The organism is Mangrovicella endophytica (assembly GCF_002893625.1).
GTDB lineage: Bacteria > Pseudomonadota > Alphaproteobacteria > Rhizobiales > Rhizobiaceae > Mangrovicella > Mangrovicella endophytica.
Window position 1 is genome coordinate 534,817 of record NZ_PKMZ01000002.1, and the last position, 24,428, is coordinate 559,244.

Annotated in this window: 23 protein-coding genes; 14 read left to right on the forward strand and 9 right to left on the reverse strand. The window is 64.5% G+C overall.

Going from position 1 to position 24,428, the window contains the following annotated elements; translation table 11 throughout:
* Positions 1 to 173: 173 nt before the first annotated feature.
* On the forward strand, positions 174 to 1,055 hold the full coding sequence (locus C0R46_RS08145; protein ID WP_102959087.1) for a manganese catalase family protein: 882 nt from the start codon (positions 174 to 176) through the stop codon (positions 1,053 to 1,055).
* Between the two features lie 256 nt (positions 1,056 to 1,311).
* Here the strand turns inward: C0R46_RS08145 and C0R46_RS08150 are convergent, their stop codons facing one another.
* The 4 genes from C0R46_RS08150 to C0R46_RS08165 form a co-directional block, all read right to left on the reverse strand.
* Positions 1,312 to 1,983 (reverse strand): HAD family hydrolase, encoded by a 672-nt coding sequence (locus C0R46_RS08150; RefSeq protein WP_102959088.1) that lies wholly within the window; start codon positions 1,981 to 1,983, stop codon positions 1,312 to 1,314.
* Between the two features lie 89 nt (positions 1,984 to 2,072).
* A complete protein-coding gene (locus C0R46_RS08155; RefSeq protein ID WP_102959089.1) occupies positions 2,073 to 3,473 on the reverse strand; it encodes a glycoside hydrolase 5 family protein in 1,401 nt (466 codons plus the stop codon).
* A 246-nt stretch (positions 3,474 to 3,719) separates the two neighbouring features.
* Positions 3,720 to 4,883: a UDP-galactopyranose mutase gene (gene glf, locus C0R46_RS08160; RefSeq protein WP_102959090.1), complete on the reverse strand. Its 1,164-nt coding sequence runs from the start codon at positions 4,881 to 4,883 to the stop codon at positions 3,720 to 3,722.
* Positions 4,876 to 5,916, reverse strand: a complete 1,041-nt coding sequence (locus C0R46_RS08165) for a glycosyltransferase (RefSeq protein WP_245413468.1) — start codon at positions 5,914 to 5,916, stop codon at positions 4,876 to 4,878. Before C0R46_RS08165 ends, glf begins: the two co-directional genes overlap by 8 nt.
* A 338-nt stretch (positions 5,917 to 6,254) precedes the next feature.
* On the opposite strand from C0R46_RS08165, the gene C0R46_RS08170 reads away from it, so the two are divergent.
* The 4 genes from C0R46_RS08170 to C0R46_RS08185 all read left to right on the forward strand — a co-directional run bounded on the left by C0R46_RS08170 (position 6,255) and on the right by C0R46_RS08185 (position 11,547).
* Positions 6,255 to 7,433: a glycoside hydrolase family 1 protein gene (locus C0R46_RS08170; RefSeq protein ID WP_198598271.1), complete on the forward strand. Its 1,179-nt coding sequence runs from the start codon at positions 6,255 to 6,257 to the stop codon at positions 7,431 to 7,433.
* Complete coding sequence (locus C0R46_RS08175; RefSeq protein ID WP_102959092.1) at positions 7,430 to 9,328, forward strand: ABC transporter ATP-binding protein; 1,899 nt, start codon at positions 7,430 to 7,432, stop codon at positions 9,326 to 9,328. The genes C0R46_RS08170 and C0R46_RS08175 overlap by 4 nt, the downstream gene beginning before the upstream one ends.
* A gap of 121 nt (positions 9,329 to 9,449) precedes the next feature.
* Positions 9,450 to 10,379: an alpha/beta fold hydrolase gene (locus C0R46_RS08180; RefSeq protein WP_102959093.1), complete on the forward strand. Its 930-nt coding sequence runs from the start codon at positions 9,450 to 9,452 to the stop codon at positions 10,377 to 10,379.
* Positions 10,380 to 10,590: 211 nt separating this feature from the next.
* The gene (locus C0R46_RS08185) at positions 10,591 to 11,547 is read left to right on the forward strand and encodes a DMT family transporter (RefSeq protein ID WP_198598272.1); all 957 of its coding nucleotides are present in this window, start codon (positions 10,591 to 10,593) and stop codon (positions 11,545 to 11,547) included.
* A 146-nt stretch (positions 11,548 to 11,693) separates the two neighbouring features.
* On the opposite strand, the gene C0R46_RS08190 is transcribed toward C0R46_RS08185, so the two are convergent.
* The gene (locus C0R46_RS08190) at positions 11,694 to 12,722 is read right to left on the reverse strand and encodes a murein L,D-transpeptidase catalytic domain family protein (protein WP_245413469.1); all 1,029 of its coding nucleotides are present in this window, start codon (positions 12,720 to 12,722) and stop codon (positions 11,694 to 11,696) included.
* 210 nt (positions 12,723 to 12,932) lie between these two features.
* Here C0R46_RS08190 and C0R46_RS08195 point away from each other — a divergent pair, with 210 nt between their 5' ends.
* Both C0R46_RS08195 and C0R46_RS08200 read left to right on the forward strand, forming a co-directional pair.
* Entirely contained in the window at positions 12,933 to 13,544 is a 612-nt protein-coding gene (locus C0R46_RS08195) for a HupE/UreJ family protein (protein WP_102959094.1), read from the forward strand.
* 7 nt (positions 13,545 to 13,551) lie between these two features.
* Positions 13,552 to 14,307, forward strand: coding sequence for a hypothetical protein (locus C0R46_RS08200; RefSeq protein WP_102959095.1), 756 nt, complete (start codon positions 13,552 to 13,554; stop codon positions 14,305 to 14,307).
* Between the two features lie 43 nt (positions 14,308 to 14,350).
* Here the strand turns inward: C0R46_RS08200 and C0R46_RS08205 are convergent, their stop codons facing one another.
* Entirely contained in the window at positions 14,351 to 15,019 is a 669-nt protein-coding gene (locus C0R46_RS08205; RefSeq protein WP_157944585.1) for a DUF1007 family protein, read from the reverse strand.
* Between the two features lie 124 nt (positions 15,020 to 15,143).
* On the opposite strand from C0R46_RS08205, the gene C0R46_RS08210 reads away from it, so the two are divergent.
* Together C0R46_RS08210 and C0R46_RS08215 are read left to right on the forward strand one after the other, a co-directional pair.
* On the forward strand, positions 15,144 to 15,836 hold the full coding sequence (locus C0R46_RS08210; RefSeq protein WP_157944586.1) for a DUF1007 family protein: 693 nt from the start codon (positions 15,144 to 15,146) through the stop codon (positions 15,834 to 15,836).
* A gap of 153 nt (positions 15,837 to 15,989) precedes the next feature.
* On the forward strand, positions 15,990 to 16,418 hold the full coding sequence (locus C0R46_RS08215; RefSeq protein ID WP_280953014.1) for a Fur family transcriptional regulator: 429 nt from the start codon (positions 15,990 to 15,992) through the stop codon (positions 16,416 to 16,418).
* On the opposite strand, the gene C0R46_RS08220 is transcribed toward C0R46_RS08215, so the two are convergent.
* The 3 genes from C0R46_RS08220 to C0R46_RS08230 all read right to left on the reverse strand — a co-directional run bounded on the left by C0R46_RS08220 (position 16,415) and on the right by C0R46_RS08230 (position 18,343).
* Positions 16,415 to 16,690, reverse strand: a complete 276-nt coding sequence (locus tag C0R46_RS08220) for a nitrate reductase (RefSeq protein ID WP_102959098.1) — start codon at positions 16,688 to 16,690, stop codon at positions 16,415 to 16,417. The two genes, C0R46_RS08215 and C0R46_RS08220, sit on opposite strands and share 4 nt — an antisense overlap.
* A 65-nt stretch (positions 16,691 to 16,755) precedes the next feature.
* Positions 16,756 to 17,931 (reverse strand): CobW family GTP-binding protein, encoded by a 1,176-nt coding sequence (locus tag C0R46_RS08225; RefSeq protein ID WP_102959099.1) that lies wholly within the window; start codon positions 17,929 to 17,931, stop codon positions 16,756 to 16,758.
* Entirely contained in the window at positions 17,924 to 18,343 is a 420-nt protein-coding gene (locus tag C0R46_RS08230; protein WP_157944587.1) for a Fur family transcriptional regulator, read from the reverse strand. The genes C0R46_RS08225 and C0R46_RS08230 overlap by 8 nt, the downstream gene beginning before the upstream one ends.
* A gap of 105 nt (positions 18,344 to 18,448) precedes the next feature.
* On the opposite strand from C0R46_RS08230, the gene aztA reads away from it, so the two are divergent.
* The 5 genes from aztA (at position 18,449) to zigA (ending at position 24,303) form a co-directional block, all read left to right on the forward strand.
* Complete coding sequence (aztA, locus tag C0R46_RS08235) at positions 18,449 to 19,249, forward strand: zinc ABC transporter ATP-binding protein AztA (protein ID WP_102959101.1); 801 nt, start codon at positions 18,449 to 18,451, stop codon at positions 19,247 to 19,249.
* The gene (gene aztB / locus C0R46_RS08240; protein WP_102959102.1) at positions 19,249 to 20,124 is read left to right on the forward strand and encodes a zinc ABC transporter permease AztB; all 876 of its coding nucleotides are present in this window, start codon (positions 19,249 to 19,251) and stop codon (positions 20,122 to 20,124) included. Before aztA ends, aztB begins: the two co-directional genes overlap by 1 nt.
* Before the next feature lie 21 nt (positions 20,125 to 20,145).
* Positions 20,146 to 21,138 carry a zinc ABC transporter substrate-binding protein AztC gene (gene aztC / locus C0R46_RS08245; RefSeq protein WP_102959103.1) on the forward strand — a complete coding sequence of 331 codons (993 nt, stop codon included), beginning with the start codon at positions 20,146 to 20,148 and terminating at the stop codon, positions 21,136 to 21,138.
* Between the two features lie 85 nt (positions 21,139 to 21,223).
* Positions 21,224 to 23,005 carry a zinc metallochaperone AztD gene (gene aztD / locus C0R46_RS08250; protein WP_198598273.1) on the forward strand — a complete coding sequence of 594 codons (1,782 nt, stop codon included), beginning with the start codon at positions 21,224 to 21,226 and terminating at the stop codon, positions 23,003 to 23,005.
* A gap of 83 nt (positions 23,006 to 23,088) precedes the next feature.
* The gene (gene zigA / locus C0R46_RS08255) at positions 23,089 to 24,303 is read left to right on the forward strand and encodes a zinc metallochaperone GTPase ZigA (protein WP_102959104.1); all 1,215 of its coding nucleotides are present in this window, start codon (positions 23,089 to 23,091) and stop codon (positions 24,301 to 24,303) included.
* The last annotated feature ends 125 nt before the right edge of the window (positions 24,304 to 24,428 follow it).

Sequence of the window (24,428 nt, forward strand, 5' to 3'; positions counted from 1 at the left end):
CGGCGGGCCGTCCTGCGCGAATACTGTGAATTACAACGTCGGCTAAAGATAATTCTTCACTAACAAAAGTTAGTCCGCAACGATTGTGTTGCTGCCTAAGAAAGATATTGCGGCGGCGAGGAACGGGGCCGGACGGGAGGTGTTTGACCGTTTTCCACTGAGGATCAAAAGACATGTTCTATACCGATGGACAACTGCAGTATCCGGTGCGCGTCGAGCGGCCGAACCCGGTCTTTGCCCGCGCGCTTCAGCAGGCGATCGGTGGCGTTGAGGGCGAAATCCGCGTCGCCATGCAGTACATGTTCCAGGCGTTCGGAGCCCGTGGGCCGGCCAAATATCGGGATATGCTGCTGAACACGGCGACCGAGGAACTCGGCCATATCGAGATGCTTGCGACGGCCGTCGCGCTGAACCTCGAGAACGCGCCTTTGTCGCTGCAGGAGGAAATGTCCGCCGATCCCGTCGGCGGCGCCGTTCTCAACGGCATGGACTTCCGCCACATTCTCTCGACCGGCCTTGCGGCTCTGCCATCGGACGCCAATGGCGTTCCATTCGACGCATCCCATGTCTATGCGTCGGGCAACCTTGCGGCGGACATGTACGCCAATGTCACGGCGGAGAGTTCCGGCCGCGTGCTCGCCGTGCGCCTCTACAATATGACCGATGATCCCGGCATGAAGGACATGCTGTCCTTCCTGATCGCACGCGACACGATGCATCAGCAGCAGTGGCTTGCCGCGATCGAGGACATGGGCGGAGAGACCGTCAACCTGCCGATCCCCAACTCCTTCCCGCAGACGCAGGAGAATCAGGACTTCTCCTATGTCTATCTCGGTCACATGACCGACGGCACGATTCCGCAGGGCCGCTGGAGCGAGGGTGCATCGATGGACGGCAAGGCGAACTTCTCCTCGCAGGTCTCGCAGCCGATGGGCGGCAAGCCCTCGCTAGCACCGGCTCGGCCGGATGGCGGCGGGCAGACGCAGCAGACCTCGAAGTCCGGCATGGGCGGCGTAGTTGGCGCTGTCGAAGGCGCGATCGAGCGCAACCTGTAACGAAAGCGGCAGCTTCAACCCAGGCGGCCAATCCGGCCGCCTGGGCTCTTGTTATTTGTTGGACCTCTGTTTCTCGGAGCGCCCCGCAGCGGCGCCAGAATACTCAGCGCAGGCAGCGCCTGCTTCCGGCGATGGCGGATTGTTGTGCTCGCCCGAGCCGGGCGAACGACCCCTCCGATCCTCGTCATGCTGACGAGCGAAGACGCCTTCGCGGCGATCTATCGGGAAGGTCGCGCCGTTGGCACCATCTTGGCCATCAAGTCCTGAGACCGAGCGGCGACGTCTCATAGGCCCCCAGCAGTTCCGCAACATCGGCATAGAGCGCGACCGCGCCGGCGGCTCGCAAGGATTCAGCTGAGAATCCACCGGACAGCACCGCGACCGTGCGCAGGCCACATCTCGCGGCGGCTTCGATGTCGTAGGGCGTATCCCCGACCACCATGACCGTGTCCGGTGCGGGAGAGCCCAACTTCTTCAACGCGGCCTCGAAAATGTCGGGTGCCGGCTTGGAGGACTCGACATCATCCTTGGTGGTGACGGCGGTCACGAAGGAGTGTGCGTCGAGACGATCCAGATAATGGTCGATCTCCTGCTGCGACGATGATGAGGCGATGACGACCCGCTGGCCGCAGCCATGCGCCTTCTCCAGAAGGTCGCGCGCCTTCGCGAACGGCTGGACGCTGTTCAGATACCTGGCCTTGAAAACGTCGCCATGGGCATCGCCCAGCGCCTCCCGCTGCGGCGTGTCGAGCCCCGGCAGAAGAGTAGGCACCAGCATGTCCGCGCCCTTGCCGATCTGATCGTGGATGGTCTGGGCGTCGAACTCGTAGCCGGCAGACCGGAACGCTTCGTCCCAAGCTCGAACATGATGGTCGTTGCTGTCGACGAGGGTACCATCCATGTCGAACAGGATTGCCTCAATGGTCATGGATCGTCAGCCCTTCATCTGATGCCGTGTCATGTCGGCGGCTTCGTGCAATGGCGCCGGCCGCCGGACGTTCCCGACCGGGCGGGCAGTCAAAGCTGGGTCGCCGAGTGGCGGAGCAGAACGGCAAGATCGGTGTGGATGGCGAACTGGACCTGCAGCGATTCACCGTCGCAGACCACGTCGCCGGCCGTCTCGATGCTGCCGCTCGCCGTGTTCCAGAATGTCGCGCGATACCGGCCCGGCTGCAGTCCCCTGACCGATATCGATGCGGTGAGCGGAGCCGCGGCAGCGTCGAGGATTCCATCAGGTCTTACGCTGTCCCGGCGGACGAACCAACCGATCATCTGCGTTGAATCGGCACAGCCGAAACCTGCGACAGCGGGGCTGTCGATGCAGAGCGCCGCCGTGCTCCGCCGAAACCGTTGCCAATCCACGAGCGCTGCGAAGTCGCTCAAGCTCTTCTGCGCGCGGCGCATCCCAGCGGTCAGGACATGTGGGTGGCGGTTGGGCCAACGCATCCCTCCGCCTGCGCCGCCGGCCGCCAGATGCGCCCACTGCATGTGCCGGAAATACTCGTCGTCGAAGCGTTCCGGGAGCGTCAGCCGATGATCCTTGAAGGCATGGATCGGGCCGTGCTCGGTGTCGAGGAAGGGGCGCGTGTCGCGTATCTCCGACAGCGATTCCTGCACGATGCGGCCCGTGGCGAGAGCCGGGACGACCGTGTCACGCGGATAGTCGATCGTTCCGGTTTCGTAGAGGTGGATGGTCGCGAAATCGAGGTCGGGATGGCGGAACACCGCCTCGGCGATGTCGGCGCCGGCCGCAGTCCCGAGCTCCGGACCGAAGACGGAGATCGTTTGCAGATGGCTGCGGCCGTAAAGCCGCTCCTCCAGCTGGCGCACGTGGGTAGAAATATCGTGGATGAAGGCACCGAAGTTCGTTGCGCATCCACCGTCATGGGCGGGGTGGATCTCGTTCAGGAGGTCCCAGGCGAATAGCGCACCGCTGCCGCCCCAGCGCTCCACGGCGAAGGTCATCCGGGCTTTGATGGCGTGGCGGGTGGCCGCGCAGCTCAGGAGTTCGGAAGGGTGGCGCAGGTGTCCGCCATTCACGCGGTTGTAAGGGTGCCGCGGCCAGCGCAGCCACATCCAGAACGTGTCGAAGGGCGTCAGGAGGATGCGCAGCCCGTGACGCTCGCAGAGGCGGAAGAGATCGTCCCAGAAGCGAACCATGTTCGGCACGAACTGCCCGGCCGGCCGCTCCAGGTAGCGATGCCGCCCCTGGGCATATTCGAGCATCAGGCGAAGACAGGTCACGCCCTGCGCACGCAGATGCTCCAGATGCGCATCGACGGCCGCGATGTCGCGGCGGCGGAACAGGCCGGACAGGTCCGGCCAGTCGACAGCGTCGTTCTGCCCGATCGGCGTCCAGTCACGACCATCGTCGGTTCGGAAGTACGGGCCGCCCGCTGCGACGCCAACCCAGGGCATAGGCTCGGCTCCGAAAGCCGGAGCGTCGGCAGGCGACAGGCGTAGTGAGGCGGGCGCGCGTTGAAGCATTCGGCCTTCTAGGATTTTCCGCCGGCGATCGGCAAACAAGGTTCGCGATATCCCGCCGGCGAAGCGCGGTCGCGCTTCTGGCAGGTGTCGGCCGGAATGGCCGGCAGCAGGGCCGCCGGTGCGGCGCGTCGGCGGCATTCCTACCGTCGGCGCAACGCCTCGATCACTCGTGCCGGATCATGGCTGCACGACCTCTTCGGCCTGGAGATGAGGATCCGGCAGCCTGCGGCCTGTCCGGTGCTCCGCATGCTCCTCCCGAATGCGCTTGAAGGTGGCAAGCGCCTGGCCGACGACCTGGTCCATATTGTAGTATCGATAGGTCGCGAGCCGTCCGATGAAGTGGACGTCGGGATGCGAGCGCGCCAGCGCCTGGTATTTGCGGAAGATCGCCTGGTTCTCCTCCCGCGGGATGGGATAGTATGGATCGCCATCCGCGGTCGGATACTCATAGGTCAGGCTGGTGCGCGAGTTCGACTGGCCGGTGAGGTGCTTGTATTCCGTGACGCGCGTATAATCCTGCGTCTGCGGATAGTTCACCACCGCCACGGACTGGTGCCACTCGGTGTCGAGCGTCACATGCTTGAAGCTGAGCGAACGATAGGGCAGGCGCCCGTAGACGTAGCGGAAGTACTCGTCGATCGGCCCCGTGAAGATAAGGCGCTGGTAGGTGACGATGTCGCGGATCTGATCGAAGTCGATGCCGGTGCGGACCGTGATGTTCGGATGGTCGAGCATGCGCTCGAACATGCGCGTGTACCCATCCGCCGGCATCGCCTGATGCGTGTCCGAGAAATAGCGGTCGTCCGTGTTGGTCCGTGTCGGAACGCGCGCCGTGACCGACTTGTCGAGGTCGGACGGGTCAACGCCCCACTGCTTGCGCGTGTAGCCGCGGAAAAACTTCTCGTAGAGTTCGCGGCCGACGCTCGCGACGACGACATCCTCCGACGTCTTTATCTTCTCGATCGGCTCCGCCCGAGCGGCGAAGAAGGCTTCCGCTTCGGCGTCGGTCGAAAGCGACAGGCCGTAGAGACGATTGATCGTCGTGCGGTTGATGGGGATCGGCACGCGCTGGCCGTCCACCTCCGCCAGCACGCGATGCTCATAGGGCCGCCAGCGCGTAAACTGCGACAGGTAGTCAAAGACCGCGTCCGAATTGGTGTGGAAGATGTGCGGCCCGTATTGGTGGATCAGGATCCCGGCATCGTCGAGCCGGTCATAAGCATTGCCGCCGATATGCGGCCGCCGATCGATGACGAGGACCTTGGCGTCCAGCTGGCTCGCCAGCCGCTCCGCAATGACGCTGCCGGCAAAGCCGGCGCCGACAACGAGCCAGTCAAACATTGGCGTGCTCCATGGCCTTGATGGGCTGAGTTTGCGTCCATGGTTGCACCTTCCGTGCAGCGATCCGGCGGATCTCCTCGTCCATGGCGGCCCAGGTGAGGTCCCAGGACATGGTCGCGAGCATCGTATCGACCGCCGTCAGCCAGGGCTCTTTCGGGCGTGCCAGCGCCGATTCGATGGCGGCGACGGCCTCGGCGGCCGTTGCTGCGATCCCCACGAGGTCGAATGTGCCATAAGGCCGGACCACGTCGGCGATCGGCGTCGAGACGACGGGAATGCCTGCGGCGAGGTACTCCGGCGTCTTCGTCGGGCTGATGAAGCGTGTCGCCTCGTTGAGGGCGAAGGGCATGAAGCCGGCGTCCCAGCCGCCGAGATAGCGCGGCAGATCGCTGTAGCTTCGGCCGCCGAGCCAGTGGATGTTGTCCGCCTGCGGAAGGATCTGCGGGTCGATCTTGACCACGGGCCCGATGACGACGAAGTGCCAGTCGGGCCGGAGTAGCGCAGTCTCGCGCAGGAGGTCGACGTCCAGCCGCTCGTCGATGACGCCGAAGAAGCCGATCCGCGGATGCGGAATGCCAGCCTGATCGTCCGTATCAACGCCCGCACCACGCGCCGCGGCGAAATGGGCCGCGTCGATGCTGCTCGGAAAGGGCTTCACGTTCGGGTGGCGATCACGCTTGGCCTCGTAGAGGCTCATGCCGCCGGTGAAGACGACGTCGGCGAGCGACAGCAACCGCTTCTCGATCTCGATCAGTTCGGGCGGCGCTCCGAGGAAGGCCGAGAGCTCGTCCATATTGTCGTAGACGACGACGTCCGAGGTCCGCGGTTCAGTGAAACCGAGGGCGACTGGCGTGTAATACCACAAGATGCGCGGCGCTCCGACGAATTCTGCCAGGAGGGTGTCGACGAGCCGGCGCTGATGCTCCTGCGCCTCGTCGCCGCTGCTGCCCGCCGGCAGGACCGGAACGGCGAGCGTCACGCCTCCGTCGCGCGAGGCCATCCGCAGATGCGCCGTGGCGCCATCTTCGAACACGGGCTCTTCGACGAAGAAGACGCGGTACTGGCGTGCTGCACGTTTCAGAAGGTGTTGCGGCCGCTGAAAGACGAAATCCCATCGAAGATGGGAGAAGCAAATCAGAGCGGTTTTGGATGGAGTTCCATTTTCACTGAGGGTTTCGAAACGGTTATTTTGCCAGCTCATTAAAAATTCACTCCGAAAGGACGCTTAAACAGGATGCAAGCTTCCGTAGAGAACAAGCTGGTGCTGCTTGGATGATCGCCAACTCTACCGCCAGCCAGCTATGAATATTGTCGGAGTGCGATGTTGATTATTGGTCTGTCGCTGCGACTTGAGACGTCATCGACGCATCCATGGGCACGATGTTCAGTAGCTTCTTCCTCGCCGGTTTCGAGTGTTCGACCCATCGCAGGGCAGACGGCAGTCGTCTCGACCTGCTGGCTTCCTCGCAACACGACATCCACGCGGACAAGGATTACAGGCGGCTGCGGGCGCTCGGGATCGCGGCTGCTCGCGACGGGGTGCGCTGGCACCGCATCGAGGTCTCGCCCCATCATTACGACTGGTCCAGTGCGGAGCCGATGGTCGAGGCAGCCAGGCAGGCCGGCATGCAGGTGGTCTGGGACCTCTGCCACTATGGCTGGCCGGACGATATCGACATCTGGTCGCCGGAATTCGTCGAGCGGTTCGCTGCCTTTGCCGCTGCTGCAGCGCGCCATATCGCTCGCGGGAGCTCGACACCGCTCTGGTTCTGTCCGGTCAACGAGATCTCCTACTGGGCCTGGGCCGGGGCCGAGGTCGGGCTGATCAATCCGGCAACGCATGGCCGGGGCGCCGAACTGAAGCGCCAGCTCGTGCGCGCGGCCGTTGCGGCAATGAAAGCCATCGGAGCCGAGCATCCGGATGCACGCTTCGTCTTCGCCGAGCCGCTCATCCACGTCGATGGTGGCGCCGGCTCTCTTGAGGAGCGCGCTGCGGCGGAAGCGTATCGACTGTCCCAATTCGAGGTGTTCGACATGCTGTCCGGGCGGATGGCGCCGGAACTCGGCGGATGCCCGTCCCTGCTCGACGTCGTCGGGGTGAATTTCTACCCGGACAACCAGTGGTACCTCCACGGCAGCACGATCCCGCTCGGGCATCATGCGTATCGCCCGCTGCGCCTCATGCTGCGCGAGGTCCATGAGCGCTATGGGCGGCCGGTGGCAATCCTCGAGACCGGGGCGGAGGGCACTGCTCGTGCCGCCTGGCTTCACTACGTCGTGGGCGAAGTCGCGGCTGCGATCGAGGATGGCGTTCCGCTGGCAGGGGTCTGCCTTTATCCGATCCTCGATTATGCCGGCTGGCAGAATGGGCGGCTCTGTCCGGTGGGACTTCTGTCAATCGCCGACGAGCGGGGTGAGCGGGTGCTGGATCGTGCCTTCGCAGAGGAACTGGCATCGCAGCAGCGTCGCATCGAGCGGCTGCTCGGCGAGGCCGGTCGTGGCGGGCCAGCGGCCCAACTGATCCCGGCCGCAGCGGCGCCGCAGCAATGAGCCTGTCCGCCGTCTCCCTGAAGGAGGCCGCCGAGGCGCGGTCCAGAGATTCGCAGCAACCCGAGGCGGCGGCTCCCGCCTTCCTTGCGTCGCCCGGCGCCTTCATCCTCCACTATATCGGGCAGCGGCCGATCCTGTTCGGCTGCCTGTTCCTCGTCGCGACTCTGGCGGCTTCGCTCGCCGTCGGCGTTCAGTATGGAATGAAGCTGCTGGTCGATGCCATATCCGGCCCGCAGCACGACCCTGACGCCGCCTGGATGTGGCTCACCGTGTTCGTAATCCTGATCGCTCTGGAAAGCGTGCTCTGGCGCATCAGCGGGTGGCTGGCGGCAAAGACGACGATTTCGGTCGGCGTGGATATCAGGCTCGACCTTCTCGATTACATGGTCGGCCACCCCGTCCGCTACTTCCAGGATAATCTCGCCGGCGCACTCGGGCACCGCGTGACGTCGACCGCCGGCGCCTTCGGCGCGCTGACGAACCGCACCGTTTGGGACATCGGGCCACCGATCATCAACTTCATCGGTGCGCTGATCATCTTCGCAACGATGGATCTCGGCATGACGGCGAGCCTCGCCCTCTTTGCCTTTGCCGCCACCTATGGGCTGATCCATTTCGGCGTGCGGGGGCGGCATCTTCACCGCGCCTATGCCGAAGAGGCCGGACGGGTCGGCGGCGAACTGATCGACGTCATCATCAATGTCTGGGCCATCAAGGCGTTCTCGGCGCGCTCGCGCGAGCGCGAACGGCTGGCTGCGGCCTTCCGTCAGGAGGCGAGGGCGCAGCGCCGCAGCTGGATGTACACCGAGAAGAGCCGTGTGCTGCACGATCTCCTGCTGCTGGTGATGGCGGGCACCATGCTGATCTGGGCGATGGTGCTGTGGGACCGCGGGCACATCACCGCCGGCGACGTCGTCGTGATCAGCGCACTGACCTTCCGCATCCTGCACGGCTCACGCGATCTGGCGATGGCGCTGGTCGACATGGCGCAGCACCTCGCCTATCTCGGCGAGACACTGAGGATCATCGGGCAGCCGCACGAGATCCCGGATGCGCCGGATGCGATCGCCTCGGTGCCGCAGCGGGGCGATATACGGTTCAACGGCGTGAGCTTTGGCTATGGTGATCGTCGGCAGCTGCTCGCCGACTTCAACCTGCACATCCCGGCCGGCCAGAAGGTTGGGATCGTGGGTCCGTCCGGCGCGGGCAAGTCCACCGTCCTTCATCTGCTGCAGCGCCTCTACGACGTGCAGTCCGGCGAGGTGCTGATCGACGGACGCGCGGTCCGCGAGCTCCGGCAGGACAGCCTCCGGGCCGCGATCGCCGTCGTGCCGCAGGAGGTCGTGCTCTTCCACCGCTCCATCCTGGAAAACATCCGCTTTGCCCGCACCGAAGCTGGCGAGGACGACGTCATCGCCGCGGCGAAAGCCGCCTATTGCGACGCGTTCATCCGCGAGCTGCCACAGGGTTACGCGACCCTTGTCGGCGAACGCGGCGCCAAGCTCTCCGGCGGGCAGCGCCAGCGGATCGGCATCGCGCGTGCCTTCCTCAAGGATGCCCCCATCATTCTCCTGGACGAGGCGACGTCGGGGCTCGACACGCAGTCCGAGCTCGAGGTCCAGGCGGCGCTGTCGCAGCTGATGCGGGAGCGCACCGTCATCGCCGTCGCTCACCGGCTTTCGACCGTTGCCGGCTTCGACAGGATCATCGTCCTCATGGATGGACGGATCGTCGAGGACGGACCGCCCTTCGAGCTGCGGCGTGCCGGCGGGCTATTCGCCCGCATGTGGGCGCTGCAGGCAGAGGGTCTGTCGATCGACGAAGTCGACGAAGACCTGAACGAGCCACGCGGTGGTGAGAGTCCAACAGGGCCAATCTTCGGAATGCCCCAGTGAAGCGACCCGCCGTTCGTTCAGCGACCGCGATGTTGCCGTAAGCCTGCTGAACCACCGTTCATCCGTAGTTCTACACCGCTGCGGCGCATCGACCGGGGCCGACGACTGGAGAAGGAACGACATGGCTCGCCGCGAACTCGTCTCTGCCGGCCTGGCTCTTGGCGCCTGCGCGACTGTGGTCGCCCTGCAGACGCGTCAAGCGCGGCGCCACAACCCGCCGATCGGCAGGTTCATCCAGGTAAACGGGGTTCGCCTGCACTATGTCGAGCGCGGATCCGGTCCGGCGCTTGTGCTGTTGCACGGCAACGGCAGCTTGGTGCAGGACTTCCTGACGAGCGATTTCGTCCGGCTGGCGGCTCAGACCCATCGCGTCATCATCTTCGATCGGCCCGGCTATGGCTGGAGCGAACGGCCGCGATCCCATCTCTGGACGCCTGCGGCTCAGGCCGATCTTCTCGCTGCTGCAGCAAAGCGGCTCGGCGCCGTACGTCCCCATCTGCTCGGGCATTCCTGGGGGAGCCTCGTCGCCATCGAATGGGCGTTGAACCATCGGGACGATGTCGCCGCGCTGACGCTCGTCTCCGGCTACTATTTCGCGACGCCTCGCGCCGACGTCGTCCTGGCGTCAGGGCCGGCGGTTCCGGTCGTCGGGGATGTTCTGCGCTTCACCGCGTTGCCGCTCGTCGGTCAGCTGCTCTGGCCGCGGATCCTGCGCAAGTTGTTTGCTCCTTCAGCGGTCCCAGCGCATTTCGACGCGGTGCCGCGTGGCCTGATCCTGTCACCGCTGTCGCTGCGCGCATCGGCAGAGGAATCGGCATTCATGCTACCGACCGCTGCCAAGCTCCAGGCGCGCTACGCCGAATTGACGCTGCCGGTGGCGATCGTGGCTGGCGGGGGCGATCGAATCGTCGATCCCTCGCGTCAGTCGGAGCGGTTGCACCGTGCGATCTCCGGCAGCCGCCTCAGCATTCTTCCGGGCGTCGGTCATATGCTCCATCACAGCGAACCTCGCGTCCTGGCCGAGATTTCTCGCGGCATCGAGCCACGTTGAGGTCGCGTCTGCGCCGGTCACTCGACAGGCTGACCGCCTCGTCGTCATTACCTCGTAACGGCTAGGATGCGCGGCCGGCGCGGCTCGCGGCCCGGCGGCCGCGGTGATCATGGCTGCCAGATTCGAGGTTCGGCGAGACCGGCGACGCTTGCCATGCCGGCAAGGAGGGCTGTCGCTGGACGTGCTAGCCAAGTCCCTGTAGCCGGTGGCGATGAGCCGCAACGCAGTCCTGTCCTCCGCCCCCACGTCAGTCGATCGCATTCTGCCGGGCATTGGCCTGATGATCGCCTTCTGCCTGATCGCTCCTCTGATCGACGTCGCTTCGAAGATGGCCGTCCAGACGGTGTCGGCCGGGACGGTGACGCTGGCGCGCTTCATCGTGCAAGCGACCCTGATGGGGCCTGTTGTCCTCGCCATGCGCCTGCCGATGCGGATCGGGCGGCGCATCGCCGGCCTGACGATGCTTCGCGCGGCTGGAGCGGTGGGCTCCACCTTCTGCTTCATTGCGGCCGTGCGGTTGATGCCGATCGCCGACGCGCTGGCGATCGGCTTCATTTCGCCCTTCATCCTGCTGCTGATGGGGCGTTTTCTTCTGAAGGAGCAGGTCGGACCGCGGCGCATCGCGGCCGCACTGATTGGCTTCGGCGGTACGATCCTGGTGATCCAGCCGTCTTTCGTGCGCTTCGGCACGACAGCGCTCCTGCCTGTCGGCAGCGCATGCGCCTTCGCCCTTTACATGATGGTGACCCGGCACCTCAGCCGCGTGCAGCATCCGGTGACGATGCAGTTCCAGACGGCCGTGGCAGCGGGGCTTCTCTGCCTGCCGATCCTCGGTCTCGGCTCGACTGCCGACATCGGGCCGATCCGCTTCGTGGTTCCCGAAGGAGCCGCCTGGCTGTCATGCGCAGCCGTCGGGGTCGCGGCAACGATCAGCCATATGGCCATGACCTATGCTCTTACTTTCGCCCCGTCATCGACGCTGGCGCCGCTCTCCTATCTCGAAATCGTCACCGCAACCCTCTTCGGCTACCTGTTCTTCGGCGACTTTCCGGGTGGCATGACCTGGACGGGGATCGCCATCATCGTGGCGTCGGGCATCTACGTGATCCATCGTGAGCGGGTCATCGCGCGCTCGAGGACGCAGTATCATTACGAATCAAATCGATAGGCCATTGAGACAGGTTCGTTGAGCCTGCCCCCGAGTTCCGTGCCGCATCCTGTGGATGCCAGCGGTGCGCCGGTGGATCCTGCTGAAGCGCGTCACGGCGGAACTGTTCAGGCTGCCGCCGCAAGGCGGGCGAAGCTCAGCGTATCCTAAGATTGCTTGCAGATCGGGAGCTCCTGCGCAGGCTGCGCGGGATGAGCGGCGTTGTAGCGGGCGATCAGGGGCTCGAGCGTGCTGGCCTGCCAAAACTTCGGCGTCCGGATCGCCTTGAGGCAGGCGGAGTTCCAGTAGACGCCGGTCCGCGCCAAGGGCTGCCCCGTCTTGACGGCGGTTGCGACCGCTTCGATGTCGCGCCGTTCGGGGTAGATGTAGACGGTCGTTGGATTGTCCTGCATCAGCGGGATGATCTTTCGCGCGTCCGAGGACGACCAACTCGTGCAGCCGTTGCTGCGACCTCCGGCGTAGTCGACCAGCTTTCCCATCCGCACGTAGCCATCCTCGTCGGCATAGGCGCTGTCGGAATTCTTGCTCCGACACATGCCCTTCAGCACCTGTGCCGGATGCCCGCCGATGGCGCGAACTCGCGCATTGGCCGTATCCCCTTCGCCGTCGAACTGCACGAAGGAGCGGATGAACGGCACGCTCTTGCCGAGCCCGGACCGATAGTAGCCCTTGAATGAAGTACGCGTCTCGGCCGTTACATAGCCGCCGCCTGTCGTCAGCAATGCGTCTTGAGCGTTGCCGAAGTTTCTGGCGCACTGCCGCCCGTTCGAGAAGTCGACGACGCCGCGCAGGTTGCGGCCGCTGCCAAAGCCGGCCGACACGGCCTTGAAGGTCTGCGATGCTTCACAGATGGTGTAGAAGCGGCGGCCAAGCTGGTCGGTGCCGACGCTTGTCGGTCGGGTGGCGTCCATCGCGAAGTAGCAGGGGTTATTCACCGCTCCTTCGCTGACCTTGCGCAGGTAAAGAGCGCGGGCCCGCTGCAGCACGACGGATGTGATCTGCCCGTCACCGTCGCCGACATGCGCCTCCAGCCAGGCCGGAATGCTCTGCGGTTCCGAAGCTGCGGCGCTGCCGGGTGCCGCCGACGTCACGATGGCGATCAGGCCTGCCACGACCTTCGAGAAGGTCCAGCCCGTCGAGAGCTTCGGCAGCCGCTCAGTCCTCAGGTTCGGCATATCCAGAAAGTTCCTCTTCACCGCCAGCCGACCGTGGCCTTCTCAGCCGGCGTCAGGCTGTAAAATATCGGAGGAGGCGTTGGCACCCACACCGGTTTGACTTCCGTAATGTGATAACATCATATCAAGCGGGCATGTGCAAAGTGTGGCCACTCGTCTCGCTTGCGCACAGGCCGCCACTCGCAATCCACCTCCAGATCGTTGCCGCAGATGTTTGCCAGACATGTCTCCACGACGGCAGGGCAGCGCGTCGTCTGCCTCTCCGCTGTCCTCCTGCTCCTGTGGGCGAAGGCGGATCCAGCGGATGCTCATATCGTCAGCAATGCCGGTGGCTTCAGCAGCGGGTTCGAACACCCGCTGACCGGTTCCGATCACCTGCTGGCGATGCTCGCGGTCGGCATCTGGGGTGCTCAGATGGGTGGCGCGGCGGTCTGGACGCTGCCGGTGACCTTTCCGCTGATCATGGTGGTCGGCGGCGTGCTGGGCATGCTGGGACTGCCGATACCGGACGTCGAAGTGGGGATCGCACTCTCGATGATTGTTCTTGGCGGCGCCATCGCGGCGGCGTGGAAGGCACCTGGCGCGGTGGCCCTGGTCATCGTGTCTGTCTTCGCGATCTGTCACGGCTATGCGCATGGCGCCGAACTGCCGCTAGCAGCCGACCCCGCCGATTATGCTGTTGGCTTCGTGATCGCCACGGGACTGATCCACGTGCTCGGCGTCGCCGTCGGGCTGGTCTCCGGCAAATTCTACGACGGCATTGTCTCCCGATGTCTCGGCGGCCTGATCGCGCTCGCGGGCGCCTACTTCCTGCTGGTCTGAGCGTCTGATGCAGCGCTTCGCTCCAGCTGCGGCATTCGGATCAGTTGGCTTCGCCGCGCTGGGCCTGCTGACGATCGCGAGGTTCGATGGGCTGATCGATGCGGGGATCCGGCAGTTCTTCACCTCTGGTCCGTTGTTGCCGCTCGCCGTCGCAGGTGTCGGGCTCGCATCCAGCCGGAACGGCTCCAGGCCGCGCATGGTCTCCGTCGCAGCTGTGGTGCTCGGGCTCGCCGGCGGGCTGTTCCTGCGGGACTCGCTTCTCTGGCCTTTCCTGAGCAGGATCGACGTCTTCGGACGACTGGCGCTGCTGCCTCCCGCAGCTTGCATGCTCTCCGGCGTCGTCCTGCTTCTGCCGGGAGGCGTCTCGGCGCTCCTCGAACCACTCGCGGCGATCCTCGTCGGAGTTGTCGCGACCTTCGAAGCGAGCCTGAACGACCCCTTCGGCAACCCGTTCGGGCTGCCGGTCGGAGCGGCACTCGCTGCCCTGTGGCTCGTCTCGTTTCTCGTCGCTGCCGGAGCGGTGCTGCCCATAAGGGCATTGCTCATCGGCAAGCGGATCGCCGGCAGTTGGCTGCTGGCGATCGGCCTGCTTCTGTCGGGATTGCAGTTCCTGCCGAAGCAGCCGGGCCTCCAGGAGCCGACGCCGATGGCCAATCCGGAATTCGGGCCACCCCTTGAAGTGCCGTTTGCTCCCACGCTGCCGCGAGATGCTCCGCCTGCCTACATGCTCCCTCCGTCGCCGGATCGGTCGCAGCAGTACTGAGGCGGAGCGTGTTTTTTAGGCTCGGCTGCCGTGGCGCCAACCGTCAGCTGCGGCAATCGATCTCGACGCGTGTTGCCAGGGCCTCCGAGAAGTTGATTCCATCCTCGGGCGGTGTGGAGTCGGCGGGTCCAAGCGCCGCCATCGTGTCCTGCCAGATCTTCTCCGCCTCGTCAGGAGTTGGCGTCACCATCCGCTTGTGACACGAAGCCGGCAGGTGACGGAGCGCAAAGCGGCTGTCGTCCGGGAAGTCGAACGCCACGAAGTAGGTCTTGTCGAAGTTGCTGACGGTGACGTCCGCGCCTTTCAGATCGACCGGATGCTGCGGGGTCAGGTCGAAGCGGAAGATCAGCTTACCGCTCGCCGTCTCCCATGAGGCGCGGAAGTCCTTCGGCGGATCAAGCGGAACCTCGTGCCCATTGCTCTTCAGAAAGGTGTAGAACGACCACTCGGCGATGGATGTGCGGACTTGGCTGGCCACCGCCGCGAGTTCGCCGGGATCGAGCTTGCCATTGGCGTTCTTGTCGAAGTCGGGGATGACGCTTGCCGAGAAGAGCTCGTCCATCGCCCAGACGTTGGTCAATCCGGTGAGATGTCCGTGACCGTCGCCTGTGATCTCCATGCGGCCGTCGACGAAGACGTGGGGGTGCGCGAGGCTCGGCTTCGCTGCACCAAGCCAGCTGAGCGCCACGATGATCGCGAGAGCAGCCCGCATCACATTCGATCCTGATCGTCTTGTTGCCGAACTCGTCCAGCACTGTGGCGAGATTCGGTTCTGTGCGTCGAGCGAGCGCCCGCTTTCGCTGGCGCTGACGGTATGGACCGGAACGAGGAGCCTTATGAACCTGTCGATGCCCCCGCGGTGGCGCCGCATCCCGATCGCAGCGGTCCTCCTGCTGACGACAGCCGTGTGGGCAGGACCGGCCGCCGCTCATCCGCACGTCTTCGTGACGGCCTCGGTCCAGTTCGTCGGCGACGGCAAGGGAGACCTGACGGCCGTCCGGTCAGGCTGGGTCTTCGACGAGATGTTTTCCTCCTCGCTCCTCATGGACTTCGACCGTAACGCGGACGGCACGCTTGACGAGAAGGAGCTTGAGGCGATCGGCGCCACCGTTCTGCATTCGGCTGCGGCCTACAACTACTTCACCGTCCTGAAGGACGAAGGCAAGCCGATCGCGCTGGCTGCACCGGACAAATTCCGCGCGCTGATCGAGAACGGGCACCTCGTGCTGCTGACAGAGATGCGTCCCGCAAGCCAGGTCGCCCTCGACGGCGTGGATCTGACCCTGTCGATCTACGATCCCAGCTTCTACGTCTCCATCGATGTGACGAGCAACGACCAAGTCCGGCTGACGGATCTGCCGGAGACGTGCCAGTCCTCGATCCTGGCAGAGCCTGAAACGGACGGTGCCGCGGCGTGGCTCAACCAGGTGGCGGGTCTCGGCAAGTCGGAGAAGATCCCCGCCGACGGTGTCAACTATGCCGAACTCGTATCCAGCCGGATCAAGCTGGTCTGCGGCAAGCATCCGTGATGCGGCCGGCCCGAGCGACAGGGGGCAGAAGGAGCTGCGCAGCCGGCTCGCATTGCGCCGGCCGGTGACCTCGTCCACATAAGCGATGAGGGTGCGTATGCGCGCGGCGGGTCCCACTGCCGATTTGCGGGCGGAACGGTTGGTCGGATGACGATGGCTAAGCAGTTGACGAAGAACCAGACCGTGGTGCTGGAGGCGCTGACGCGATCAGATGCCCCGCTCAGCGCCTACAGTCTTCTCGATCAGGTTCGCTCGCACGGCATGCGCGCTCCGCTGCAGGTCTATCGCGCACTGGAGCGCCTGGTGGAACTTGGGCTCGTGCATCGTCTGGAGAGCATCAACGCGTTCGTCGCATGCACCCATCCGGAAGACCACGTCCATCGACTGATCGCCTTTGCCATCTGCACGACGTGCGGGCGAACGGAAGAAATCTCCGATGCCGTCATCGAGGGCCGGCTGCGGAACTGGTCGAAAGAGCAGTCCTTCAAGCTGGAGAAGGCGACCGTGGAGATCAGAGGCACCTGTTCGCGGTGTCACCCTGCTGGGACGCATTCTCACGAAGGCCCTACCTCGACGCACTAATTCCCTCGCATCACGGATAGACGGACGTCATCGAAGCCGATGTCCTCGACCGACTTGTGGATGCGGATCGTCCGGACGCGCTCCGCAGGCCGCATGATGCCGATCACGGTCTCGACATCCGGACAGCCGACATCACGGCAGGCAAGCTCGGCAACCGAAATGACGACGCGATCATCCAGGTTGTAAAGCGCCCGCACCCAGGCTTTGAGCTGCCGCGTCTTCTCAGGGAGCTTGCGGCTAAGCGGGGCGAGCGGATTGTCGAAGTGGTTCATGCCGTATCCTCGAGGTCGCCGACAGACGTTCGACTCGCGGGCGCGCCGCTCAGATCATGCGTCGGTCAGCGAGCCGGCGTCCGCTGGAGGGCTGCCTTGCCGGAGCGCCAGGCTTTGGCGAAGACACGGCAGAGGCTGGCAAAGCTCTCTTGAACACTGTGGGTGCCGTCCACGAGTGCGGCTGCGAAGAGTTGCCGCACGGCGTCGGTATCGAGCCCGTCGGTGATGAAGACGAGCCGCGTACGCCGGTCGTCGCTCGGCCACTCCTCAAGCACGGTCGGCGGGTGCACGCTGTGCTGCACCGCATGGACGAGGCGAGGGCGGCCAGGATCATCTGCTACTTGCACCAATCCCTTCACGCGTAGGAGGCGCTGGCCGGCGCTCGCCGTCAGGACGTCTAGGAAGCGGCTCATCGACGCTGCATCGACGGGCCGGTCCAGCGTGAGCGAGAAGCTGCCGATGCGGGCGCCGTGTCGGCGGAAGGCATTCTCATCGTCGGCCGGTCGCTCATCCCGACCCCCGTGGCCTTGCGAGCTGATCGCCTCATCGAGCGTTAGCCATCCGAGGACGTCGTCGCCGAGACCAGCAGGTGTATAGGTTCGCGGTGCGAAGAGCGACGCCGGCTGGAAATCCGGGGAGGCTGCGTCTGACACGGGCGCGGTGGGATTGAGCATAGCAAGCCTTTCGCGCAGGTCCCCAATGTCTTTGATCGTCGCAGGATCGCGAGCAAGGTCCGTCTTGGTCAGGACGATGCGATCGGCGAAGGCGATCTGCTTGGCGGCCTCGAAGTGGTTCTCGATCGACAGCTCTCCGGTGACGATGTCGACGAGCGTCACGACGCCTGCGAGCGCGTAGTGACGTGCGACGATGTGGTCGCCGAGGCTCCGTGCCGGTGTGCCTCCAGGTATCAACTGGTTGACGAGCGGGGCAGGGTCGGCGAGCCCAGTGGTCTCGACGACGATACGTTCGACGTCGATGCCGCCGCCGAGCGCCGCCTGATGAAGCTCGTGCAGAGTGGACCTGACGTCGCTTCCGGCCGTGCAGCACAGGCAGCCGGTCGTGGTGCGGGAAAGGGGAGCGTCGGCGACCCGCACCAGATCGTGATCGAGTGCGATCTCGCCGAACTCGTTGATGATGATCGCCGTTTTGGCGAAGGCAGGATCACGCAGAAGCCGGTTGAGCAGCGTGGACTTGCCGGCTCCCAGGAAGCCGGTCAGCAGGAATACGGGTGTCCTACGCATGGCTGCAGTCGTCGCAGAGACCCGACAGTTCGACGGCTGCTTTCTCGACCTTGAACCTTGATCGCCGGGACAGTTTGCCGAGCAGACGGCTCAATGCTGGATCGTGCAGCTCGTCCGCTCGACCGCAGGTTCGGCAGATCGTGAAGAACGCACCTCCATTCTCTTCGCAACAGGGCTGCGCACAAAGGGTGTAGGCGCCAAGCGTCTCGATCTTATGGGCCTTGCCCTCGCGAATGAGGCATTCAAGAGCCCTGTAGATCTGCGGCGGCGCTCTGAGACCCTCAGGTTTGAGCAGGCGAAGCAGGTCGTACGCGCCCAAGGGACGCTCCGCATGGGATAGGGCGTCGAAGACGAGCTGCTGATTTCGTCCCGGTCGCCGACGCTTGCCGGCTTCATCGTCACTGGGAGCCATGGACCGCCATTATCCGAAACGTTATAACAGTTGTTGACGAACGTCATAACATAACATATTCAGCCGTCAACGCCGGTCGTGGCCGGCACAGGAGATGCGCGACAGATGAGTGCCTGCGTGACCTTTGGCGATCTGACGCTCGGCTATCATCGCCATCCGGCCGTGCATCATCTGAACGGAACGGTACGCCGCGGATCTCTTACGGCTGTGGTCGGCGCTAACGGCTCAGGCAAGTCGACCCTGATGAAGGGGATCGTGGGTGTCCTGAAGCCGATGTCGGGCCGCTGCGCCGTCGCGCCAGGAACGAGTCTCGCCTATCTTCCGCAGCAATCGGAGCTGGACCGCTCCTTTCCCGCTCGCGTGATCGACCTGGTATCGCTCGGCCTGTGGCCGCGGCGCGGCCTGCTTGGCTGGCACGGCGCGCGCGACAAGGCGGTTGTGGCGGATGCCCTTTCGGCTGTCGGCCTCGAAGGCTTCGACGCGCGCCCGATCGACTCCCTATCGGGAGGGCAACTCCAGCGTGCCCTGTTCGCTCGCGTTCTGGTGCAGGATTCGGACCTCATCCTCCTCGATGAACCGTTCAATGCGGTGGACGCGCGAACGGTGCGGGACCTCATCGATCTCATCATGCGCTGGCACGGCGAGAAGCGCACCGTCATGGTCGTGGTGCACGATCTTGATCTGGTTCGCGAGCACTTTCCGGAAGCGCTGCTGATGGCGCGCGAGCCGATTGCCTGGGGTGATACGCGTGCGGCGCTCTCGCCGGAGAATCTCCTGAAGGCCCGCCAGTTTCACGAGGCATGGGACGAGAAGGCAGCCTTGTGTGCGCCGGGGCAGGGCGGTGCGTACGTCCACCGGCACGGTGGCCATGAGCACAGCCACGCTGCCGCCAAGGATGCCGCCTGATGGGTCCGCTCTACGACTGGCTGATCGCGCCCTTCGCAGAGTACGGCTTCATGCAGAGGGCGCTGGTCGGTGCCCTGATGCTCTCCGTCAGCGCGTGCCCGATCGGCGTGTTCCTGATGCTGCGCCGCATGAGCCTGACCGGCGATGCCATGGCGCATGCCATCCTGCCTGGCGCCGCCGTCGGCTTTCTCTTCTACGGCCTCCAGATCATCCCGATGACCCTCGGGGGACTCGCCGCCGGCGTGATCGTGGCACTCGGCGCCGGTGCCGTCTCGCGTCTCACCGTCCAGAAGGAGGATGCCTCCATGGCCGCCTTCTATCTGATCTCGCTGGCGCTGGGAGTGCTGATCGTTTCGCTTCGCGGGTCCAACGTCGATCTCATGCACGTGCTCTTCGGCACCGTTCTCGCCCTCAACGACGAGGCGCTCACCCTCATCGGCGCCATCGGCGTGACGACACTCGTGGCTCTCGCCGTCTTCTGGCGTGCGCTCGTGGCGGAATGCCTCGACCCTCTGTTCCTGCGTTCGGTGTCGCGCCTCGGACCGCCAGTCCACTTTCTCTTCCTGGGACTGGTGGTGCTGAACCTCGTCGGCGGATTCCAGGCGCTCGGCACGCTCTTGGCGGTCGGTCTGATGATGCTGCCCGCCGCGTCGGCCCGCTTCTGGACGACGCGGGTGGAGCCAATGTGCCTCCTGGCGATCGGCATCGGGATCGTGTCGTGCCTTGCGGGGCTGCTTCTGTCCTACCATGCCTCGCTGGCATCGGGACCGGCGATCATCCTGTCGGCAGGCGTCGTTTACATCCTCTCCACCATCTTCGGCACGCGCGGCATTCTCGCCACGCGCATCCGGCCCGCCTCCCACCTCACTGCCTAGGCTGAACAGAAGGAGCTTCACATGTTCAGGACCCTCAATCTTGCCGCTGCTGCGAGTGTTATAACGTTAATCTGCGCGACCGCTTCCGGTGCCTCGGCGCAGGAGCTGAAGGTCGTGGCGAGCTTCTCGGTCATTGCCGACTTCGCCAAGAATGTCGGAGGCGACCGGGTTGCGATCACGACGCTGGTCGGTCCCAATGGCGATGCCCATGTCTACGAGCCCAAGCCGGCGGACGCCGCGGCCTTGGCTGCCGCTGACGTCGTTCTGACCAACGGTCTGCAACTCGAAGGCTTCCTGCCGCGCCTGATCGAGGCGAGCGGCACCAAGGCGCCGATCATTGAGCTGACGAAGGGCGGCGAAGTGCTGAAGAACGCGGAGGAGGAGCATCACCACCACCACGAGGGTGAGGCCGGCGAGGCTCACGAGCACAAAGCCGCCGATCACGATGAGGCCGAGGAGGGCCACGGCCATCATCACCACGGCGAGTATGATCCGCACGCCTGGCAATCGGTTCACAATGCCGAAGTCTACGTGAAGAACATCGCCGATGCCTTCTGCGCGGCGGATGCTGCAGGCTGCGACACCTACAAGGCCAATGCCGAAGCCTATGGCAAGAAGCTCGAGGCGCTCGACAAGGAGGTGAGAGACGCGATCGCCGAGATCCCCGAGGAGAAGCGTACGATCATCACCTCACATGACGCCTTCGGCTATTTCCAGCACGAATACGGCCTCAGATTCCTGGCGCCGGAAGGCATCTCGACGGAGTCCGAAGCCTCTGCCGCGGATGTCGCCGCCCTCGTCAAGCAGGTCAAAGAGGACAAGGCGTCTGCGATTTTCGTGGAAAACGTCACCAATCCGCGGCTGATCGAGCAGATCGCCAGCGAAACCGGCCTCAAGGTCGGTGGCGAGCTCTATTCTGACGCCCTGTCGGACGAGAGCGGTCCGGCTTCCACTTACATCGACATGGTTCGCCATAACGTCGAAACCATCAAGACCGACATCCTCGGGAGCTGAGCCACCTCCAAGGTGAAGGGAAGGGCGGAGCGATCCGCCTTTTCTTTGCCTCGTGGATGTTATGTAATAACATAAGGATAGATCCATGAAGTTGAAATCGACTGCAGCGACAGCGCTTGCGCTGATCCTCGCACTTCCTGGGGCGGCCGCTCAGGCTGAGGACGTGACCGCATGGCGGCTCTTCGTCGCCGACCGCGACGCGCCGAAAGTAACAGTGATCGATGCGCTGAAGAGCGAGACGATCGACATGTTTCAGCTGGAGAGCCCCGCCGTGCTCTACCCCAGCGACAGCGGCCGCCTGATCTTCGCCCGACAGGCCGATGCCGGTGTGGTGACGACCCTCGCAAGCGGCATTGCCTTCGAGGATCATGGCGACCACGGCGACATCGAGGTCGAGGCGCCGAAGCTGACGGGAACGAAGATCGCCGGCCAGAAGCCATCCCACTTCGTCGAACATGGCGGTGAGTTCGCTACCTTCTTCGACGGAGAGGGCGTCGCGCGCATCATCTCCGAGAAAGCTGCTCTCGAAGGGAAATCAGATACCCGCGAGGTGAAGACGGATTCGCCGCAGCACGGTGTCGCCGTCGCCTATGACGATCATGTTCTTCTGTCTGAGCCCAACAAGGAGCAGCCAGACGAGCTCCCGGTCGGTATCAGAACCGTGGATGAAGATGGCAAGCAGGTCGGGGACATCGCCGACTGCCCCGATCTGCACGGCGAGGGGTCGTCGGGCAATGTTCTCGCCTTGGCCTGCGCGACCGGTCTGCTCGTCGTCACGCATGGCGAGGGTGCCCCGCAGATCCGGCATCTGCCTTATCCGGACGATCTTCCCGAGGGCAAGGCGACGACCTTGGTCGGCGGCCGCGGGCTGCAGTACTTCCTCGGCAACTACGGCTCCGACAAAGTGGTACTGATCGACCCCGCCGCTGAGACGGACGCCTTCCGTCTGGTCGAGCTTGCGACCCGGCGCGTCCACTTCGCCGTTGATCCCATCCGGGCGAGGTTCGCCTATGTCTTCACCGAGGATGGCAAGCTTCACCAGCTCGATGTGATCAAGGGCGAGATCACCAAATCGATCAGCCTGACCGATCCCTATTCCATGGACGGCCATTGGAATGATCCGCGGCCTCGCATCGCGGTGGCCGGTGACAAGATCGTCCTCACGGACCCGCTGCAGGGCAAGCTGCATCTGGTCGATGCCGCCTCCTTCACAGAGGCCGGCGACATCGCCGTCGAGGGCAAGCCGTTCAACATCGTCGCGGTCGGCGGCAGCGGCCAGAGCCATGACGAGGCGAGCGCAAGTGAGCACAACCACGCTCACAGCCATGGCAACGACCAGATCTACAAGGGCTACTTCGAGGACGGCCAGGTCAAGGACCGGCCGCTGTCGGACTGGGCTGGCGACTGGCAGTCCGTTTATCCGTACCTGACGGACGGCACGCTCGATCCGGTGATGGCGCACAAGGCCGAAGACGGCAAGAAGAGCGCCGCCGAGTACAAGGCGTACTACGAGGTCGGCTATAAGACCAACGTGGAGCGCATCACCATCGAGGGCGACACCGTCACCTTCTTCCGCGAAGGCAAGCCGCTCAAGGCCCGCTATGCCAGCGACGGCCACGAGATCCTCACCTACGAGAAGGGTAACCGCGGTGTCCGCTTCATTTTCAAGAAGGTGGACGGCGATGCGGACGCGCCGGACTACTTCCAGTTCAGCGACCACAAGATCGCGCCGGAGAAAGCCGATCACTACCATCTCTACTGGGGCGACGACCGCGCTGCCCTGCTGAAGGAAGTGACGAACTGGCCGACCTACTATCCCTCGTCGCTGAGCGCGAAGGACGTCGCCCAAGAGATGATGGCGCACTGATCACAGATCGCCCTGATCGTACGCGCCCGGCCACTGAGGTCGGGCGCTCCCTTCCGCACGTCCATCAGACCCGAAGGTCATTCATGCTCAGCACAGCCGGATCCTTCCGCCGCTTGCCTGTCACCGTGCTCTCCGGCTTTCTCGGAGCCGGCAAGACCACGCTCCTCAACCACGTCCTCAACAATCGCGAGGGCCGTCGCGTCGCGGTCATCGTCAACGACATGAGCGAGGTGAACATCGACGCCGCGCTGGTCCGCGACGGCGGAGCGAACCTGTCGCGCACCGAAGAGCAACTGGTCGAGATGACCAACGGCTGCATCTGCTGCACGCTGCGCGACGACCTCCTCAAGGAGGTTCGGCGGCTGTCGAGAGAAGGGCGCTTCGACTATCTCCTGATCGAAGGCACCGGCATAGCGGAACCCTTGCCGGTCGCCGCGACCTTCGACTTCCGCGACGAGAACAACGAGAGCCTGTCGGACGTCGCCAGACTTGACACGATGGTGACGGTGGTCGACGCCGCGAACCTCCTCAAGGACTACGCCTCGCAGGACTTCCTGCGCGACCGCGGCGAGACTGCCGGCGCCGGCGACGAGCGCGCCCTCGTGGATCTCCTCGTGGAGCAGATTGAGTTCGCCGACGTGGTCGTCCTGAACAAGGTCTCCGATACGCCTGCGTACGATCTGGATCTTGCCCGCAAAATCATTCGCTCGCTCAATCCAGACGCCGAACTGGTGGAAAGCGATTTCGGCAAGGTCCCGCTCGAGGCGGTCCTCGACACCGGCCGCTTCGACTTCGAGAAGGCACAGCAGCATCCTCTGTGGTTCAAGGAGCTGAACGGCTTTAAGGATCATGTTCCCGAGACGGAGGAGTACGGCGTCCGCTCCTTCGTCTACCGCGAGCGGCGGCCGTTCGACCCGGCGAAACTTGCGGCGTTCGTCAACAGGCCCTGGCCGGGCGTCGTGCGGGCGAAGGGCTTCTTCTGGCTCGCCACGCGACCGTACCATGTCGGCGAGCTCAGCCAGGCGGGCGCCTTGGTTAGGACGGCGAAGCGCGGTCTCTGGTGGGCCTCGGTGCCGAAGCACCAGTGGCCGGCCAATCCGGAATGGCGAGCGTCCATGAGGCCGTATCTGGATCCGGTCTGGGGCGATCGCCGGCAGGAGATCGTGTTCATCGGCTGCGATCCGATGGACGAACAGCGGATCTGCGCCGAGTTGGACGAGTGCCTCGTTCCGGCCGATGGCTTCACGCCAGCGGCATGGACGCGGCTGCCCGACCCATTTGCAAGCTGGTCGAACTGAGCCGCTGCTGCGCTGGCGAGGAACGTCCCGCTAGCCGGGGCGTCTCGCTAGGAGTTTGTCGAACGGGGGTGATCCGACTGGCTGCCCACCCGCCGGCGGGAGGTTCTCCTGCCGGCGGGTGACTG